Here is an 18,093-nt window from a genome sequence, read left to right on the forward strand (position 1 = left end):
TAATAACGCTGAGGTTCAAAATGTTTAAAGGAATAGCCTATTCTATTTTGGCTTCAGTAACGTTCGGTGTTTTATATTTTTATACTCAGTTTTTGGGTGCGCTCGATAGTGAGCAAACCTTTGGTTGGCGTATTATTGCGACATTACCTTTTTTAACTTTATTTATGTGGATGAGTGGCGATTTGGTTCATATCAAATCGATCTTTCATAGAATATTAGCTAAGCCAAGTTTAATTCTATTATTAATAATTACCTCGATACTTACTTCAGCGCAACTTTGGTTGTTTTTATGGGGGCCTATGCATGGTCGGGGGTTACAAGTTTCTTTAGGTTATTTTCTGCTTCCTTTGGTTTTAGTACTAGCAGGAAGTGTTCTTTATGGCGAAAAACTCTCAAAATTTCAGTGGGTCGCAGTTTTACTAGCTGTATTTGGGGTGGGGCATGAAGTTTGGCGACTGGGAAGTATTGCTTGGGAAACCGCATTTGTAGCGATAGGCTATGCCGCTTATTTTATTTTAAGAAAGCAGATACATACCGATAATTTGGGTGGTTTTTGGTGGGATTTATTGTTGATACTGCCAATTGCTATTTTGCTTACACATACAGGAGCAACACCTTATGTGAAGTTTTTAGAGTTTCCAAGTTTATTTTTTGTGGTTATTGGTCTAGGTTTACTTAGTGCAATTGGTCTGGGGAGTTACATTTTAGCTAGTCGATATTTGCCATTAATTATTTTTGGTCTATTGGGCTATTTAGAGCCTGTTTTATTGGCGCTTGTGTCTTTGTTACTGGGTGAAAAAATTGGTGCGGAAGAGTGGCTGACTTATATTCCTATTTGGTTGGCAGTATTGGTGCTAATTTTAGAAGGTACTTTACATCTCTTGGAGCAGAAACGACGTCAGAATCAACTTGAGGTCAACCTCAAGCACTACCCCAAACGTATAAAACCAAACGATGAAGTAGAATAATGAAGTAGGTGTAGTTATTTTTGTAAGCTATGAAGATTATGAATGAGCGAATCGATAAGAATAATGCCTGAATACAAATGATTTTCTAATAATCATAAAAATAATTATAGGTATTTTATGAATTTATAGTCAATTGGGACAAAATCTTAGCCCGATTAGCAGCTTTTGATTCAATATTGATGATAATTCTATTACAATTGTGGCGTTTTAAAATTCACGCCCAGTATATATAAATTAGAGGACGTAACTGTGAGCAAAGAAACTATCATTGCCTTACACGCAGAACACCAAGGTCGTTGGAAAAACCGTGAAGAAATCGCGGAACGCATGATTACCTTAATTGGTCAATTATACCGTGAGAAAAATATTGTTGTTTCTGTTTACGGTCGTTCTTTAATTAACCGTTCAGTGATCCAAATTTTAAAAACTCATCGTCGTACACGTATGTTAGACGTTGAGCTTTCAGTTGTTCATACCTTCCCAATCTTGGAAGCGTTGATGAAAGTTGAAAATATTGGTTCTGCAGAAGTTGATATCGGCAAACTTGCTGTTGAATATAAAAATCAAGGTGGTGATGTTGACGCTTTTGTTGCAAACGCTGTTTCTTCTATCCAAGGTAATTCAGAAGCTGCTGAGCCAAAAGATGTTGTGCTTTACGGTTTTGGTCGCATTGGTCGTATCTTAGCGCGTTTAATCATCAGTCAATCTGGTTTAGGTCGTGGCTTAAGTTTAAAAGCGATTGTTGTGCGTAAATCATCTGATGGTGACTTATCAAAACGTGCTTCTTTGTTACGTCGAGATTCAATTCACGGTACATTCGACGGCACAATCTCAGTTGATGAAGAAAACGAAGCAATCATTGCAAATGGTCAATTCATCAAAGTGATTTATGCATCAAGCCCAAGCGAAGTAGATTACACAGCTTACGGTATTGATAATGCTCTTCTTATCGACAACACAGGTAAATGGCGTGATGTTGATGGTTTAAGCCAACACTTACAATGCGCTGGCGTTGCTCGCGTTGTGTTGACTGCACCTGGTAAGGGTGACATGAAGAACGTTGTATTTGGTGTGAACCAAGCTGATATCTTAGATGAAGACAAAATCATCTCAGCAGCAAGCTGTACAACGAATGCAATTACACCTGTATTAAAAGTTTTAGATGACAAATACAAAGTATTAAATGGTCATGTTGAAACAGTTCACTCATTCACTAACGACCAGAACTTGATCGATAACTATCACAAAGCTGATCGTCGTGGTCGTGCAGCTACACTAAACATGGTTATTACTGAAACTGGTGCTGCTAAAGCTGTTGCTAAAGCATTACCAGCACTTAAAGGTAAATTAACTGGTAACTCAGTACGTGTACCTACACCAAACGTTTCTCTTGCGATCTTGAACTTAACGTTAGAGAAAGAAGTAGATCGTGAAGAAGTAAACGAATATATTCGTCAAATTTCGATCAACTCTAATCTACAAGGTCAAATTGGCTATACAAACTCAACTGAGGTTGTATCTAGTGACTTTATCGGTTCTCGTACTGCGGGTGTATTTGATGCGCAAGCAACAATCACTTCTGGTAACCGTTTAACTGCTTATGTTTGGTATGACAACGAAGTGGGTTATAGCTGTCAAGTTTTACGTATTGCTGAACAAATGTGTGGCGTGAGCTATGCAAAAGTTCCTGCTGAAATAAATGCATAATATTTGTTAGTAAAGCTATACAATAAAAGCCCAGTTTAGACTGGGCTTTTTAATTGACTGTACAGAATCTATGCAGATTAAAACATTAAAATAGACGAAAATAATCACAAAGGGATAGGATTACTTCATTGTTGCAGTTTAGACGTTTATTGGCGATATTTGGTCTTATCATTGTTGCAAACCTATGTGGTGTTTATATTGCAATGTGGGTATTTAAACACTTTAATATTTATATACCTTTAAAAGATCAAGATGTTGCGATTGATTTACAAGAACCATTGCAAGTCCGCGTAAAAGTAAAAGATGCACTTAATGTAGATGTTGATGGTCGAGTCAATGCAAAAATCCCAATAGATGAGCAGCTTAATGTTCCTTTAACACAAACACTTACACCAAGAGTTTATTTTGATAATCTCGTACCAATTAGTACAACTATTCCAGTTAAGGAAACGATTCAGGTAAATCAAAATTTACCAATTGATACCAAAGTTCAAGTTAAAATATTAGGTAATGATGTCACGTTGCCATTAAAAGGCACGATTCCATTAAAACTTGCTGTGCCGATAGATATCCAAGTTCCTTTACATCAAAAAGTTCATTTGAAATTTGATGCGCCTGTACGAACAGTGCTTAAAGAAAATCTAAATATTCCTCTAAAAGCACAGCTTGATGCCAATATTCCAATTCAAGGAAAATTAAACGTACCGATTACTTCTGAGTTAAGTGCATCGGTAGATGTGAAAAATACACTTCCTGTAAAAATTGCAGACGGTGAGTTGAAAATTCCACTATCTACAATGTATTTAGATCGTGTGAAAACTCAACCTGTTGATGAGCCTGCATCATCTCATGACGTTAAAATAGGTGAGTAATGGATATCACCAAATCACTTAAAAGTTTATTGATCAGTTTTGTGATTCTCACTACGTTAGTGGCGATTTTATTTTGGTTTTATCTGAATATTCAGGCATCTTTGATTGTATCGGCTGAACAAGCTGATATTCGATTGCCTGAATCTTTAGGAACTAAAATTCAGGTAGGGGAACATTTACGAGTTCGGTCTGAAGGTCAATTACAAACTACTTTAGATATTGATCGCACATTGCAATTGCCGTTAAAAGGAAAATATTTAGCTGATTTGAGTTTTGAAGTTGAAACACCAATTACGGTCAACATTAATTATCAGACGATGTTGAAAGTGGATGAGCTTATGCCTATTGAAACATCCACTGATTTAATTTATCAAAATAAATTATTGCCTAAATTTCCACTCAAATTGAATGTGCCAGTTAAGTTAGACATACCATTTGAATTAAAGCGGACATATACCATTCCAGTTAAAATTGTGTTTGATGGTCCCGTTCATTTTGGATTCGATGAATCGGTTACACTTCCTGTAAAACATCAATTTAAGCCAAGCTTTTATATGAATGATGCTATCAATATGAGTAATATTTCCTCATTCAACGCAATCATGTATAACTCAGTGCAAGACACAAAAGCGAATTTAGATATGAAAATGGATTTGCCATTGAAGAATGTAAAGCCTTAAAGGTAACAAAAAACTCTTTTTTAGCGTTTGATATGCATTTGCTGATTATTCTATTCGAGAAATTTATTAAAATGTGGCAAAATAGTTCGCTTTTAAGATTTTAGAGGATTGGCACATGCGCTTTGTTGATGAAGCAGTCATAACCGTAGAGGCTGGCGACGGTGGCAATGGCGTAGCCAGTTTTCGCCGTGAAAAATTTGTCCCTTTTGGTGGCCCTGATGGGGGCGATGGGGGACGTGGCGGAAGTATATATATTCAAGCCGATGATGATACCAGCACCCTAGTTGATTATCGTTACACACGACGTTTCCGTGCTGAACGTGGTAAGAATGGTTCAGGTGCGAACTGTTCAGGTCGTGGTGGCGAAGACATTATTTTAAAAGTACCTGTTGGTACAACAATCGTAGATACCGAGTCAGGCGACATCATTGGTGATTTAGTTGCTGACGGTCAACGTGTAAAAGTGGCAAACGGTGGTGATGGTGGTTTGGGAAATACTCATTTCAAATCATCTACCAATCGTTCACCACGTAAATGTACACACGGGATCAAAGGTGAGTACCGTGAAGTTCGTTTAGAATTGAAAGTTTTAGCAGATGTAGGTTTACTCGGTATGCCGAATGCTGGTAAATCGACATTTATTCGTGCTGTAAGTGCGGCAAAACCAAAAGTTGCTGACTATCCATTTACAACGATGGTTCCGAATCTTGGTGTTGTAGATGCAGATCGTCATCGTTCATTTGTTATGGCTGATATTCCTGGATTAATCGAAGGTGCAGCTGAAGGTGCAGGGTTAGGGATTCGCTTCTTAAAGCACTTGGCACGTACACGTATTCTTCTGCATATTGTTGATGTACAACCAATTGATGGTTCAGATCCAGCTTATAATGCACGTGCAATTTTAGCTGAATTAGAAAAATTCTCTCCGACATTAGCAAAACTTCCGATTGTTCTTGTATTAAATAAACTTGATCAACTTCCTGAAGAATCGAGAGATGAGTGGTGTCAGCACATTCTTGATGAATTGCAGTGGACTGGTCCTGTATTTAAAACTTCTGGTTTGATGGCAGAAGGTACTAAGGAAGTTGTTTATTACTTAATGGATCAAATCGAGCAACAACGTGAGCGTGAAGTTGAAGATCCAGAGTACGCTGCAGAAATTAAAGCATTACGTGAACAGCTTGAAGCTGAAACGCGTGAACAAACCATCGCAGCAAAAGAAGCATATCGTGCTATGCGTAAAGCTCAGCGTGAAGCTGACTTGGACGATGATGAAGATTTTGATGATGATGAAGATGAAGGCGGCGTAGAAAGTATCTACGTTCGTGATTAGTGAACCGAGGATAAAATGATAGAAGTGGTCGATGGGCAACGTCAGCTCAATGCGTGTAAACGAATCGTTGTTAAAATCGGATCATCTCTACTCACTGCAAATGGTCAAGGTTTAGATCTGAATGCGATCTCCCACTGGGCGAAGCAAATTGCTGATCTACACAATGCTGGACACGAGATCATACTCGTGTCTTCAGGAGCAGTTGCAGAAGGGATGGTACGCATGAAGCTTGCGAGTCGACCCACTGATCTACCCAGTTTGCAGGCTTGTGCTGCAATTGGTCAAATGGGACTGATTCATACATGGTCTAGCGTACTTGATCAGCATGGTATCCAAACTGCGCAAGTACTCCTTACACATGATGATCTAGCTGACAGACGTCGCTATTTAAACTCATGTGATGCTCTACAGAATTTAATCGATTGGCGAGTCATTCCTGTAATTAATGAGAATGATACGGTATCAACTGACGAAATTCGTTTTGGTGATAATGATACTTTAGCAGCAATGGTTGCGGGGCAAGTTCAGGCTGAATTGTTGATTATTTTGACTGATCAACAAGGGATGTTTGATTCAGATCCACGCAGTAATCCTAATGCTAAATTATTCTCATCTGTTCGTGCATTAGATGACACGCTGTTTGAAATGGCAGGCGGTGGTGGCGTACTTGGTCGTGGTGGTATGGTTACCAAGGTTCGCGCAGCTCGCCTTGCTGCAAAATCTGGTTGTCCAACTTTAATTGCCAGTGGTGAAAGTGAAAATGTACTTGCTCGTTTGATGGCGGGTGAAATGTTGGGCACTTTATTTACGACTGATAATGACCGTGTCACAGCACATCAGCAATGGTTGGCTGCGCATTTGCAAACAGCGGGTCGTTTAGTTATAGATGACGGTGCAGTTGAAGCGATCAAACTTAAACATCGTAGTTTGTTACCTGTAGGTGTCAAGGCGATAGAAGGGCATTTCGATCGCGGTGATGTTGTGGAATGTGTAGATAAGAGTGGCGCTAGAATTGCCGTTGGTCGTGTGAATTTTAGTTCGCGCTCAGCTGAAATGGTTAAGGGACTGTCTTCCGAAAAAGTCTACCAAGTACTTGGTGAAGCACGTTCACTAGAAATGATCCATCGTGATCACATGGCGATTTATTAATTTACTCTGCTGTGTAAAAAGCTCGCTTCAAGCGAGCTTTTTTTATATTTTTTTAACTTTTTTCGTAAGCGTCCGCTGAACACACCTTATGAATTCGTCCTATAAGCCTTAATTTAGTCCTGACTTAAAAACAAGTGGGAACTTAAATTTATGACTACAAATAACCAGACATCCATCGCATCTCTTACGATAAAACGAAGAACATATAGTGCTGAATTTAAACAGCAGATCGTTCAGGCGTGTAAAGCATCGGAGGTTTCAATTGCTTCGGTCGCTTTGCAACATGGATTGAATACAAATCTTGTATCCAAATGGATTCGCTTAATTGATGCTAAGCCAGGGAATGATCGCTCACTACTACCGAATAAACCTGCATTTATTACCTTATCTTGCTCCGCACCATTAGATCCTATCCCTACTGGCATGTTAACGGTTCAAATTACTTTACCCCACTCAAAAGCAGAAATTGGCTTGAAATGGCAAGTATCAGAAATATCTGCTTTAGCAGAATTACTCAAGGCACTTACAACATGATCCGTATCGATGAAATCTGGTTGTCTACTCAGCCCATGGACATGCGTGCAGGTATGGATACGGCCATGGCTCAGGTGGTGAGAGCCTTTGGCTACATCAAACCGCATTGTGCTTACCTGTTCTGTAATAAACGTGGCCATCGCATGAAAGTGCTGGTACATGATGGACTGGGCATCTGGCTGTGTGCCCGGCGGTTGGAACAGGGAAAATTTCACTGGGCTAAAGTTCACCAGGGTGAAAGCGTAGCCCTCAGCCCAGAACAGTTACAGGCACTGATCCAGGGTTTGCCTTGGCAGCGCATTGGACGACAGCAGGTGGTGACGATGCTCTAAACTAGCTTGGTCCATTCTGCTATTCTCCAAACGTTCTATTTCCTCTGCGTCATGACCTCAGGCATACTGCGGTCATGAATACGCTGCCTGATTTAAGCCAACTGACCCATGAACAACTGCTGGAATTTACCCGGCAGTTGGCAATGCAGCATCAGTCTTTGGCACAATCAAATCAAGAATTAGAAAAATCAAACCAGCAATTGGATGCCAAAGTTCAACATCTTTCCATTCTCACGCAAAAATACGAGCATGAGCTCGCACTATTTAAACAGCACAAATTTGGCAGTAAAAACGAACATCTCACCGCAAAACAAATCCATCTGTGGGATGAAGCGGTCGAAGAAGATATTGCCGCTGTTGATCTGGAACTGGAACGGCTGAATGCAGATAAAACTGATGCAGCGACACACAAAGCCACAGTCAACAAACCTAAACGTCGACTGCTGCCCGATCATCTACACACCATCCGTATCGAGCATGAACCAACATCAACCCAATGTGCTTGTGGCTGCACCTTGCGTCGTATCGGCGAAGATATCAGTGAAAAACTACATTTCAGACCGGCACAGTTCTATAAGGAACAGCATGTGCGTGGCAAATGGGTCTGTGATCAGTGTGACACCCTGACTCAGCAAGCGATGCCTGCCTATGTGATTGATAAAGGCATTGCTTCACCTGAACTGCTCAGCCATGTGCTGGTATCGAAGTATGCCGATCATTTACCGCTGTACCGTCAACGTCTGATCTATCAGCGGGCGGGAATCGAGCTTTCTAGATCAACGTTATCTGACTGGATAGGTCGCTGCGGTGTGGAACTGGAACCTCTGGCCAATGCCTTAAAACAGGTGGTGCTGCAACAGCGGGTGATCCATGCCGATGAAACGCCGGTCACCATCATGCGGATGGGTGATGATGAGAAAAAACCGAAGAAAGGTTATGTCTGGGCCTATGCCACTACACAGTACAATCCAGTTCAAGCGGTGATCTATGACTTTCAGGATAGCCGTTCAGGTCAGCATGCAGAAGAGTTCCTGAATGGCTGGCAGGGCCATCTGGTCTGTGATGATTACAGTGGTTATAAAGCACGCTTTAAATCAGGCGATGTCATAGAGGTGGGCTGCATGGCGCATGCACGTCGTAAATTCCATGAGCTACATGTGACCGGGAAAAGTCAGATCGCTGAACAGGCATTACTGATGATTCAGAAACTGTATGCGATAGAAGCAGAACTCAGGAAAAAGACCGATGGTACAGCAGAACACCGCCGCGAATACCGACAACAGCACAGCCAACCGGTGATGCAACAACTGTGTGAATGGCTCAACCAACATTATCTGACGGTGCCATCGAGTTCTCCAACCGCCAAGGCCATCAATTACAGTCTGAAGCGTTGGCCAGCCTTAAGCCGCTATCTGGATGATGGCAATCTACCCATTGACAATAACTGGGCAGAGAACTCAATGCGTCCCTGGGCATTGGGCCGTAAGAACTGGTTGTTTGCAGGTTCGCTGCGCAGTGGACAGCGAGCGGCAAATATCATGACTTTAATCCAGTCAGCAAAGCTGAATGGGTTGGATCCGTATGCCTATCTCAGTGATGTGCTGAAAAGGCTGCCGACGCATAAAGCGACCCAAATAGAAGAATTACTACCACATCGCTGGAAATCCAACTCAAATTAAAAAATAGGCATGGGGTTCAGCGGACGCTTACCTTTTTTCCACATGTCATGGTCTTGAGAATCATCGACTTTTGGTAGTGGCTTATCTTCGCCAACCATATAGGTAAAATCAGCAATAGATAGCATTTCTAAGTCTTCTTCACTGTTACCATACGCATAAATATGTTGATAATTAGAGAGATTATATTGATCCAATATACGTCGTTTCTTCTGCTCTCGACTACAATCTTCTGACTGATAAAAACCAGTTAAATGACCATTTTGTATTTCAGTTACTGTACAAATAAGTTCGATATTTAAAAATTTACAAACATATTTAAGGTATAAATCAATTGAAGCTGAAACCAGCACAATATGATCGCCACGTTGTTGATGTTTATGCAATTGTTTCATTAAATTTGAATCAAGTTTTTTAATTATTTTTTTTGCATAATCTTGGGATAGTTGATCTACAAAATCGACGGGAATATCTTTGAACATGCTTTGATAAAGTTTTGGTCTCATTGCATGTGCTGGATATAAATTTAAATAATAGGCTTGAATCCATGGCAGAATTTTCAAGCCATTTTTTACAATATGACGTTTTGAAAGGGTATAAAAGATAAACCCAGTAAAACTATCTTTGGGATATAAAGTCCCGTCAAAATCGAAGAGTGCAAGATTTATAGTTTGATTCTTTTTGCTTTTTGCATGCATTGCTCATAACGCCCGTTAACACGACTTGCAAACCAATTTGTGTTGTAATCACGACTCAATTTAGGACCTGAAATGACCACTTGAGGCATGACAGCATACATTGGTTCTTTGTTGGTTTTCTTTTGATAAAGTTTTTGAACAGCTAAGTAAGTTTGAGTATCTTCAAATTTTTTCTCTTTTTCTTTTTTCAGATCAGCACGAATTTGTCGTGGAGTTACCAATACATTATTTTGAGCAAAAACAGCAATTAATTCTTTTTCAGTTTGGCTTTGTGTAGATCTTACATCACCGTCTTTATTGTATAGGAGTAAGTCACCATCTAAACTAATTTCAGCTTCTGTTAATGCACCTAGCATTTTTTGGAAAGCAGCATTACGGCTCGAATACATTCCAGAGTTATAATCTGCAAATCGATAAATTGCTTCATCATAATTAGCAGGGTATTCCATTAAACGATGAATACCGTAGTATAGACCGCCATACTGAGTGTAAAGATCATTGCGTAACTCGGCTATGCCTCCAGCTTTACGTTTATGCTCTTTTGCATAATTGATATGTACTTGCATTGAGCCTAATGTGGTGATTGGATTTAACTTCTCACCAATGTCTTGCCCAACCAGTTTGGCTGCGCCTGTTAATGCACTCACATGATAATGTTGAGCCATGTAATCGAAAATTTCTCGATAGAGTAAGTCTAATTCGCGTTCAGTTTGTACTTTACGCATCTGGCTCATATAGTTGTTTTCTGGTGAAGGTTGGTTTTTGAGTACATCTTCAAAATAACCAGCGACTGTGCCACCAATTTTTTCGCCAAGTTTTGCTTCGAACTTTTCTTTTAGTCTTGAGTTAATTTCCTCAACCGCTTTTGCACCTAATCCAGGTACTGTAGGGTCAGCAACAAAGTTCGATTCTTGATCGACTACAGCGACAATACTACATACATTTTGCTTAGTTTTAGGAATGCTTAGCTCTTGCATAATATCGAAAATATCTTGAGACCAAGATTCACGATCATTTACACGTGCAGGAATGACCTTTCTGATTTGATCAGCCTCCATCTCAGGATCTTTGTCACTTGACCACCAAGCATTATCACCACAAGCGGCTAAGCTTATGCATGCAGTTAAGATGCTAATAGTCTTGAAAAAGGGATGAGTCGAAGTCGATTTATTCATAATCAGTGCAACACCGCATAAAAAGATGAGCTGAATGGGCGAATGAAGTATACTATGTTGATCAGAATTTGTAAGAAAATATATGTATATTGGTCCATATCAACTGTCAAATAATTTGATTGTCGCACCTATGGCGGGTGGGTTAGACTATTTATAATAATAATTTAAAATCAATATCTTAGTGTTTTTTGCGTGGCGTATGGCGTAGAATTGGCGTAAAAAAAAGAGGTGAAATCAATTCACCTCACTCCAATTTCTTTGAGACTCTTTTTGCAGTGAATCCAACCAGACTGCAACATCCGTTAAGTTTACAAAGTATTCAGATTTATTACCATCCACCTTAAATGCTGGAAAAGGTAGTTTACATTTAGCTGCTCGTTGTTTTGCAGCTGCCATATCTAAATGTGGCATGTAATCTTCAATAATATCTTTTAAGGCAACAACTGGTCTTTTATAACGCAGAATCAACATCATTGACGTGTCGATTTGGTCATTTCGATTGATAGCTACTCCCATTACGCATTCTCCTGTGTCTCAAGTTCTTCTGTTAAAAGAATTGAACCCTCTTCAGGTAAATCTGAATACCAGCAGTAATAACCAGAACCACTATGACCATTTGTTATGAACTCAATAGCCATTTCTGTTTCAAGTTGAAAATCAATATTTTCCTGATCACCTTGATTTTCTTGAAATAGATCAGGTGCTCCAAACTCGAGAGCTTGTTTCAACTGATTGCAGTTTAAGTATACATAACGTGAATTTTCAGGAATTTCTTGAGATTTGGCTGCTTGCCACATTTCCCAACCCATTTGAGCTTTTGATGAAACATAGTCACCATCTTCTTTTTCAAGCTCAGATGCCTTTCCACCTGCATTCAAATAAGCTGTTTCAAAGTTTTGAATATCCATCATTCATCATCCTCTTGAAAATCATCAATATCAAAACGCCATTTTTCAATTTGACCTTTTTCATCAATATTCATAATGATGTAATCGCCATAACCATTTTCAGCAGGGCACAGAGTTCTAGGGACATATCCATCATCTTGGGATTTAATGATATTACCAATTGAATCTACTAACTCCCAACCACAACCATCAGATACTTTAAAATGAATACTTGCGGTTTTCCCAATTTCCCAATTCTCAATAATTCCAGTAGCCACATTAATGACAGGGCACCATAAATCACCATTTTTACAAGGTGTTCTGTCACCACTATCAGTATCTTCAACACCATTAATTGTAGAATCTTCCCAATATCGAACAGATGCTTTTACAATAACTTTTGCTGGTACCTTTGGTGTTGCACGTGCAATCCAAGATTTTTCGCTTACTGAACCGTACCAGGTTTGTCGGAGACTCAATATTCTGAGAGACTATTCCGATGAAAAAACCAAACTATACCCCCGAAATTAGAGAAAGAGCGGTTCAATTACTAATTGAATCTGAAAAAGATTATCCTTCTACTTGGGCAGCAATCACAGCTATTGCTCCTAAAATCGGTTGTACTCCTGAAACATTGCGTGTTTGGTATTTAAAGCATATGGATCAACTAAATCCTGCCAAAGTACAACAGAAATCTGACCAAGAAAAAATGAAGCAAATGGAACGTGAAATTAAAGAATTAAAGCGTGCCAATGAAATTCTACGCAAAGCAGCCGCTTTTTTCGCCCAGGCGGAGCTCGACCGCCCACACAAATAATGGTGGATTTTATCCAGAACAATAAAGATCGATATGGTGTTGAAGCGATTTGTAGAATTTTACCGATTGCAGCTTCGACCTATTATCGGGCTTTAGATCTCGTTGATAACCCAGAACATCGAGCGAAACGTGCTCTGCATGATTTACATCATGCAGAGCAAATCAAACGTATTTGGAAAGAAAGTTTAGGTCGATATGGTGTGCGTAAGGTCTGGCAACAATTGAAACGTGAAGGTTATGTTATCGCACGTTGTACAGTTGCTCGATTGATGCAGAAGCTAGGTATACAAGGTGTTTGGCGTGGTAAGAATAAACAAACCACCCGTAGCCGAGATGATCAAAAACGAGCAGATGACTTAGTAAAACGCAATTTTAATGCAGATCATCCTGACCAGCTGTGGGTCGCTGACTTCACGTATATTCAAACTCATTCAGGCTGGGTCTACACCGCATTTATTATTGATGTGTTCTCGCGAACAATTGTTGGATGGAAAGTATCAACACGGATGAATACAGATATGGTACTTGATGCACTGGAGCAAGCATTGCATGATCGAGGCATGCCAAAGAATGTGATTCATCATTCCGACAGAGGTGTGCAATATCTTTCCATTCGCTATACCAATCGTTTAGAAGCAGCAAATTTACGAGCATCAGTCGGTACAACGGGTGATTCATACGATAATGCTCTGGCTGAAACGGTGAATGGCTTATACAAAACAGAGGTGATTGAATATTTAAAAGCAGATTGGCAAGGTTTAGCGGATGTACAACTTGCGACATTAAATTGGGTAGATTGGTTCAACAAAAAGCGTGTACACAGTGCACTGGGTTATGTATCGCCTTTTGAGTTTGAAGCAATGTACTATGATAAGATTAATCCGTTAGGTCAGGTGGCCTAACTTAAATAAAAAAGTCTCCGATAAACCCGGTACGGTTCATACTTCAAACTCTCGATCTATTTGAGGGTTTTGTTTTAATATAAAGTCGGCTGGCAAGTTATTCGTTTGAATAAAATAATTAAGATGTGCTTTAAGCTCATTCTCTAAATCAAAATTTACATTTGTTTTCATTACAGCCACCATAATTCAAAGTTAATAAATAAAAATCCGTTCACTACCAACATAATTTCAAGCCACCAGATAACCCATTCCATGTGCTTCACCTTTAACAATATGCAGAATTTCCTTTTCTTCTTTTGCTGTGCAAGTCTGTTCAGGTGCACGAAGATGGTTTTCAAATTCAGCCCCAAGCTCATAGGCAGCTTGATTACCTGAAAGGTCTGAGCCAACACGCACATAATGATGTGCTTTTTTATATGCTCGTTGTGCTTCTCGACTTTTTGCTCGTGCCACAAAACCACCATCTAACTGCTTCACTTCATACCCCAGTTTTTCTAACCAGATTTTGAAGCCTAAGAAGTTTTTCTGCTTAACTACTGAACGCATAAGGCATTTACCTCAGCTTGGGTGTTATATCCAATTTTTTTAAATAGTGGATTCAATGCAGAAATATCTAACTGCTTTTTAGCTCGAGTAGCAGCAACATACAAAAGTCGAGCTTCATCTTCGGTTAGGATTTTTTCACCAGGTGCAGCAGCTTCTTTATAAAAGAAATCACCACCAAGTTTGACCTTGTTAAACTCCAAGCCTTTAGACTTATGAGCTGTGGTCACAATGCAGTCATAATCACTAGAATTACTTTTTAGTAATGAGCTGATTAGAGCTTCTTCACCCACTTTATTGATTAGGCTAACAAGTGCTTTTAAGTCATTTCCAGAGACTTCATTTGTGTATTCAATGACTTCTTCCCAATTGCTAAAGCCTTCAAATACACTTCCATCGTGGACTTTTATTCCAGATTTAACTTTTTTGGCATCTTCAATGTTTTTTAATAAAGAACCTGTATCAACTTCCAAACGTGGTTCACGTCCAATTTTTACCAGCTCAACCATGTTGGAAAGGGCAGCAGCATTGGTACGATAGATAAATGCATCTGCAACCATATCGGTGACTTCACCAACATTGGAGTCAATTTGTTCAAAACCACGTAATGGAATTTCTTCATCCAAAACGTTGAACAAAATTTTATTCGCAAGATCAGCAATGTTTTCACCAAAACGGAATGATTGACTTAAACGTGTTTCAGCAATATCTAGGGATTGCATCGCATTGACAGCACCACGAAACGCATAGATTTGCTGGTGACGATCACCCACATAAATTACCTGAGCACGTTGCTTACTCAAAACATTCAACATAATAGGATCAGCATCTTGTGCTTCATCAAATAAAATAAAGTCAGCATTAATCACTGGATTGCTCAATGCCCAATATTTTAGGTAATGGTCATGTTCGAGACGGTTAATACCAGCAGGATTTAAAATGTCATTCCAGTAATCATGTGCCTTAGGTAAAAGGATATTTGCCAATTCAGCACGATATGTATCATCCATCCAATCAGGTAAAGCAGCGTAAACTTGTGATAGTTGAATTTCGCTGTAATTAGAACGGCAGAAATAACCAACGGCATTCATCATAGATGTGGCCATACGTTTTGAATTAAATAAACGCTTCTGGTCATCCTCACCACGTTGTTTAACCAATGCCACTGGTACTTGATAATTCTCAAGATCATGGCGAGATGCCAATTGGTTTGACATCAGGCGACGATTTTTTAATTTATTAGTCAGCCAGCGTGGAACAGAGTTATAAGCTAGGCTGTGAAATGTTTTGCACTTAACATTATGGTTAAATTTAGACTGTGCTTCTGTTGCAATAGCCTTGTTAAATGCCAAGTACATGCCATGTTGATGATGCTTTGCATTACCAATCAGTTTAAGGGTAGAAGTCTTACCAGCACCAGCGTATGCGGTCACTTTACAAGACTGACCATGTAATGCCATATCAATGGCATGTTGTTGTTCAATAGTTGGATTCATATTTCTATCTCACTATTGGTACCCTCATGTGTGAGGGCACCACATGCCATTAGTCAAGGTGTAAGTTCTGCTGATTTACGTTCAAATAGTGCGCTAACTTCATCAATTTGTTCATCACTCATTAAACTTGTATTGGGTTCAAAACGTTCAGCCATAATTGAGTTGATTAATTCGATGGTGTCGGCACTATCCAAATCAACCAGTAATTGCACATAACTTTTACGGTTGGCATACGCAGTAGAAATATCTGTTTTTGCAGGTTCGCCAAGATCGGCAGGAATTGTTTTAGCTAAAGCCTTTAATTCCTCAATTGTGCTTAGAGCATTAATTTGATTAATGAGTCCTTTAACATCAAAGTTATTAGGAGCCATATCTATGACAGTTTCTTGAGATTGTGCACGTTCAGCCATTTGAGCTTTAAGCCCACTCGAACCTTGATGTTTTTTTACCGTTGATTGAACTGGGGTAACATCAAGTTCTTCACGTTCAGCAATTTCATCTGGGGTATAAACACCTAAAATTACATCGGGTGTATATAAGCGTGACCAACGTTTAATAGCAAGATACGCAAGTTGTTGGCGTGGATCACTTACCCATAAAGGTGAATTGCGTACTGAGCCTACTTGTCCCATAGAAACATCAATTTCACGTGGAGAAGTTTCACCCTTTAATGTTGCCCAAACTTTAATGCCTTTATCCCATGATTTATCTTCCTTGCCGTTGATCTTTTCCCAATCGCCATACCATTCAAAATTTAAACGACCTGTGATAGGTGCACGATTGGTAATCACAGCATTCACAAGTTGCGCTTCATACCCTAATACACCATTAATTTGATGAGTTTTTTGAGCTACGGCAAAAGGGTCCATTTGCCACTGTGCTGATTGCATAATGATGGCTAAACAATCTCCAGTATTGCCCTGAAGATGTTTCGGCACTGCAAATTTTGATGAAGCCATGACACTTGCAATACGCTCAAAACGATCCATAATTTCAGGATTCATCATGATGTCAAAAGCAGTTAAGTGGGCAATCTGACCATTTTGTGGGGTTGTTAATGCGTTCATAATAAAATTCCTTAAATTGTTTCTTTAAACTTGTTTGAAATACGGAAAACACGTGTGCTGGAGGTTTTGCTATATTTCGCAAATAAATCAGGTTCTTCTTTTTTCAACAGCGTACTGTCGATACGAGTAGAGGATTGTTCTTTGTAGGTGCAGATAGACTTGCCTTGGCTAATCATCATTTCCGCATCCTGCATCGTTGAGACAATCTTTAATTTGATTTCATCTTCACGAGCCTTATCTGCTTTTAGACGACCTTGAACAGTGATAAGTTCTTCAGCAAGCTTGATATGTTCAAAATCAGCTTCGACTTGTTTACCCACAACATGATTTGACCAGCGGTGTAAAACATCATCAAAACATGTCGGATCTGGTGGTACATCAGCAATGACATGGTTGAACCAAAATGCTTTAACTTGTTTAAAGATTGATTCAATTAAATCGTCATCACGCTCGATTCGATACATACGGAACTTATTGCCGCCAATAAGAACAGCAAGGTGCCATACTTGGAAGCCAGTAAGTTTCATGTACCAAAGGCATTGGGTTAGGTAATAATCTGGAATCTGATCTGTACCTTCTTCACCAAATAACTTGGATAAATATTCCGAAGCTGTTTTACATTCCAAACCTTGGTCAGTGGTCAACTTGCCATCTTTAAAGAAAACACGACCTGCGATTTCAGGATTTACAACAGCGCGGTCAATGTTACCGATAGCCCACGGCTCACCAATATTTTCTAAAGAAAGCTGCTGAGTAACACGTTGAACTTTCATACCTGAGCGACGTGAAAACTCTTTTGCAACAACGTCTTCAAGTAAGTTGCCGAAATGAGCAGACTCATTTTGTGATTCTTTACGTTCACTGCGACCAGTTTTGTCTAACCACAATTGATATGGTGATTTGTATGGACTAAAACCAAGGATTGCAGCAACGTCTGAACCACCGATACCTTTTTTACGACCTGCAAGGAATTGGTCGCGATTGACTTGTGTATTCATATATTTAACTCCTTAATAAGCATCCTTATGCCCATCCCAACCCATTTCATTTGCTGCACAGGCTTCGTGGTATATGCGCTCATCATCTAATTCCTTACACATATTTTTGTAAGCTGCATTTTGTCCTGTCCTTTTTTCTTGTTCTTTTGCTTTACAAGATTTAGAACAGAACTTAGCCCATCCACGGTTTACATCAGCAGTACGAGCTAAAAAGACCTTTAAGCAATATTTGCATTTTCTTTCAGTCATCGAAGCCATA

Annotated in this window: 21 protein-coding genes, 1 pseudogene and 1 other annotated feature; of the genes and pseudogenes, 11 read left to right on the forward strand and 11 right to left on the reverse strand. The window is 39.5% G+C overall.

The annotated features are described in order from the left end of the window. Window positions 1-20 precede the first annotated feature (20 nt). From rarD to tnpC, 9 genes are all read left to right on the forward strand, one after another. On the forward strand, window positions 21-968 hold the full coding sequence (rarD, locus tag R2H34_RS05985) for an EamA family transporter RarD (protein ID WP_005402961.1): 948 nt from the start codon (window positions 21-23) through the stop codon (window positions 966-968). A 249-nt stretch (window positions 969-1,217) separates the two neighbouring features. After that, window positions 1,218-2,675, forward strand: a complete 1,458-nt coding sequence (locus tag R2H34_RS05990) for a glyceraldehyde-3-phosphate dehydrogenase (RefSeq protein WP_004959706.1) — start codon at window positions 1,218-1,220, stop codon at window positions 2,673-2,675. Window positions 2,676-2,803: 128 nt separating this feature from the next. Then, window positions 2,804-3,547, forward strand: coding sequence for a hypothetical protein (locus R2H34_RS05995; protein ID WP_005402960.1), 744 nt, complete (start codon window positions 2,804-2,806; stop codon window positions 3,545-3,547). Next, window positions 3,547-4,227: a hypothetical protein gene (locus R2H34_RS06000; RefSeq protein WP_004913418.1), complete on the forward strand. Its 681-nt coding sequence runs from the start codon at window positions 3,547-3,549 to the stop codon at window positions 4,225-4,227. The genes R2H34_RS05995 and R2H34_RS06000 overlap by 1 nt, the downstream gene beginning before the upstream one ends. Window positions 4,228-4,342: 115 nt before the next feature. After that, window positions 4,343-5,560 (forward strand): Obg family GTPase CgtA, encoded by a 1,218-nt coding sequence (cgtA, locus tag R2H34_RS06005; protein WP_004913416.1) that lies wholly within the window; start codon window positions 4,343-4,345, stop codon window positions 5,558-5,560. Window positions 5,561-5,575: 15 nt separating this feature from the next. Continuing rightward, the gene (gene proB, locus R2H34_RS06010; protein ID WP_004913414.1) at window positions 5,576-6,709 is read left to right on the forward strand and encodes a glutamate 5-kinase; all 1,134 of its coding nucleotides are present in this window, start codon (window positions 5,576-5,578) and stop codon (window positions 6,707-6,709) included. Window positions 6,710-6,859: 150 nt separating this feature from the next. After that, entirely contained in the window at window positions 6,860-7,243 is a 384-nt protein-coding gene (tnpA, locus tag R2H34_RS06015; RefSeq protein ID WP_004684363.1) for an IS66-like element accessory protein TnpA, read from the forward strand. Further along, window positions 7,240-7,575, forward strand: coding sequence for an IS66 family insertion sequence element accessory protein TnpB (tnpB, locus tag R2H34_RS06020; protein ID WP_004642106.1), 336 nt, complete (start codon window positions 7,240-7,242; stop codon window positions 7,573-7,575). The genes tnpA and tnpB overlap by 4 nt, the downstream gene beginning before the upstream one ends. Window positions 7,576-7,649: 74 nt before the next feature. Next, window positions 7,650-9,254, forward strand: coding sequence for an IS66 family transposase (gene tnpC, locus R2H34_RS06025; RefSeq protein WP_004684361.1), 1,605 nt, complete (start codon window positions 7,650-7,652; stop codon window positions 9,252-9,254). Here the strand turns inward: tnpC and R2H34_RS06030 are convergent. Next, window positions 9,251-9,949, reverse strand: a complete 699-nt coding sequence (locus R2H34_RS06030) for an HAD family hydrolase (protein WP_318342486.1) — start codon at window positions 9,947-9,949, stop codon at window positions 9,251-9,253. The genes tnpC and R2H34_RS06030 overlap by 4 nt on opposite strands. Next, complete coding sequence (locus R2H34_RS06035) at window positions 9,916-11,124, reverse strand: DUF1615 domain-containing protein (protein ID WP_004959695.1); 1,209 nt, start codon at window positions 11,122-11,124, stop codon at window positions 9,916-9,918. The genes R2H34_RS06030 and R2H34_RS06035 overlap by 34 nt, the downstream gene beginning before the upstream one ends. Window positions 11,125-11,206: 82 nt before the next feature. On the opposite strand from R2H34_RS06035, the pseudogene R2H34_RS17890 reads away from it, so the two are divergent. Then, window positions 11,207-11,272, forward strand: a pseudogene (locus R2H34_RS17890) (hypothetical protein); the annotation flags it as partial. An 86-nt stretch (window positions 11,273-11,358) separates the two neighbouring features. Here R2H34_RS17890 and R2H34_RS06040 read toward each other — a convergent pair. From R2H34_RS06040 to R2H34_RS06050, 3 genes are read right to left on the reverse strand one after another with little or no spacing between them, the layout of a single operon-like run. Next, a complete protein-coding gene (locus R2H34_RS06040) occupies window positions 11,359-11,640 on the reverse strand; it encodes a pyocin activator PrtN family protein (protein WP_318342487.1) in 282 nt (93 codons plus the stop codon). Further along, on the reverse strand, window positions 11,640-12,035 hold the full coding sequence (locus R2H34_RS06045; protein WP_318342488.1) for a hypothetical protein: 396 nt from the start codon (window positions 12,033-12,035) through the stop codon (window positions 11,640-11,642). Before R2H34_RS06045 ends, R2H34_RS06040 begins: the two co-directional genes overlap by 1 nt. Continuing rightward, window positions 12,032-12,490 (reverse strand): hypothetical protein, encoded by a 459-nt coding sequence (locus R2H34_RS06050; protein WP_318342489.1) that lies wholly within the window; start codon window positions 12,488-12,490, stop codon window positions 12,032-12,034. The genes R2H34_RS06045 and R2H34_RS06050 overlap by 4 nt, the downstream gene beginning before the upstream one ends. Before the next feature lie 20 nt (window positions 12,491-12,510). Here R2H34_RS06050 and R2H34_RS06055 point away from each other — a divergent pair. Beyond that, window positions 12,511-13,730, forward strand: a protein-coding gene (locus tag R2H34_RS06055) for an IS3-like element ISAba29 family transposase (protein ID WP_318342272.1) whose coding sequence is annotated in 2 segments (ribosomal slippage) — window positions 12,511-12,787 and window positions 12,787-13,730 — 1,221 coding nt in all. Because the reading frame shifts where the segments join, the coding sequence is not laid out codon by codon here. Beyond that, window positions 12,786-12,902: a sequence feature (AL1L pseudoknot), on the forward strand. Its footprint overlaps the gene before it by 117 nt. Before the next feature lie 36 nt (window positions 13,731-13,766). Here R2H34_RS06055 and R2H34_RS06060 read toward each other — a convergent pair. From R2H34_RS06060 to R2H34_RS06085, 6 genes are read right to left on the reverse strand one after another with little or no spacing between them, the layout of a single operon-like run. After that, window positions 13,767-13,901 carry a hypothetical protein gene (locus tag R2H34_RS06060; protein ID WP_318342490.1) on the reverse strand — a complete coding sequence of 45 codons (135 nt, stop codon included), beginning with the start codon at window positions 13,899-13,901 and terminating at the stop codon, window positions 13,767-13,769. A 57-nt stretch (window positions 13,902-13,958) separates the two neighbouring features. Beyond that, window positions 13,959-14,276, reverse strand: coding sequence for a hypothetical protein (locus R2H34_RS06065; RefSeq protein ID WP_318342491.1), 318 nt, complete (start codon window positions 14,274-14,276; stop codon window positions 13,959-13,961). Then, window positions 14,264-15,769, reverse strand: coding sequence for a 3'-5' exonuclease (locus R2H34_RS06070; RefSeq protein ID WP_318342492.1), 1,506 nt, complete (start codon window positions 15,767-15,769; stop codon window positions 14,264-14,266). The genes R2H34_RS06065 and R2H34_RS06070 overlap by 13 nt, the downstream gene beginning before the upstream one ends. Before the next feature lie 53 nt (window positions 15,770-15,822). Beyond that, window positions 15,823-16,836, reverse strand: coding sequence for a RecT family recombinase (locus tag R2H34_RS06075; protein ID WP_318342493.1), 1,014 nt, complete (start codon window positions 16,834-16,836; stop codon window positions 15,823-15,825). Between the two features lie 11 nt (window positions 16,837-16,847). After that, window positions 16,848-17,834, reverse strand: a complete 987-nt coding sequence (locus R2H34_RS06080; RefSeq protein ID WP_318342494.1) for a lambda-exonuclease family protein — start codon at window positions 17,832-17,834, stop codon at window positions 16,848-16,850. A gap of 12 nt (window positions 17,835-17,846) precedes the next feature. Further along, the gene (locus tag R2H34_RS06085) at window positions 17,847-18,092 is read right to left on the reverse strand and encodes a hypothetical protein (RefSeq protein WP_130112730.1); all 246 of its coding nucleotides are present in this window, start codon (window positions 18,090-18,092) and stop codon (window positions 17,847-17,849) included. Between the last annotated feature and the right edge of the window lies 1 nt (window position 18,093).

The organism is Acinetobacter sp. 16 (assembly GCF_033439925.1).
GTDB lineage: Bacteria > Pseudomonadota > Gammaproteobacteria > Pseudomonadales > Moraxellaceae > Acinetobacter > Acinetobacter junii.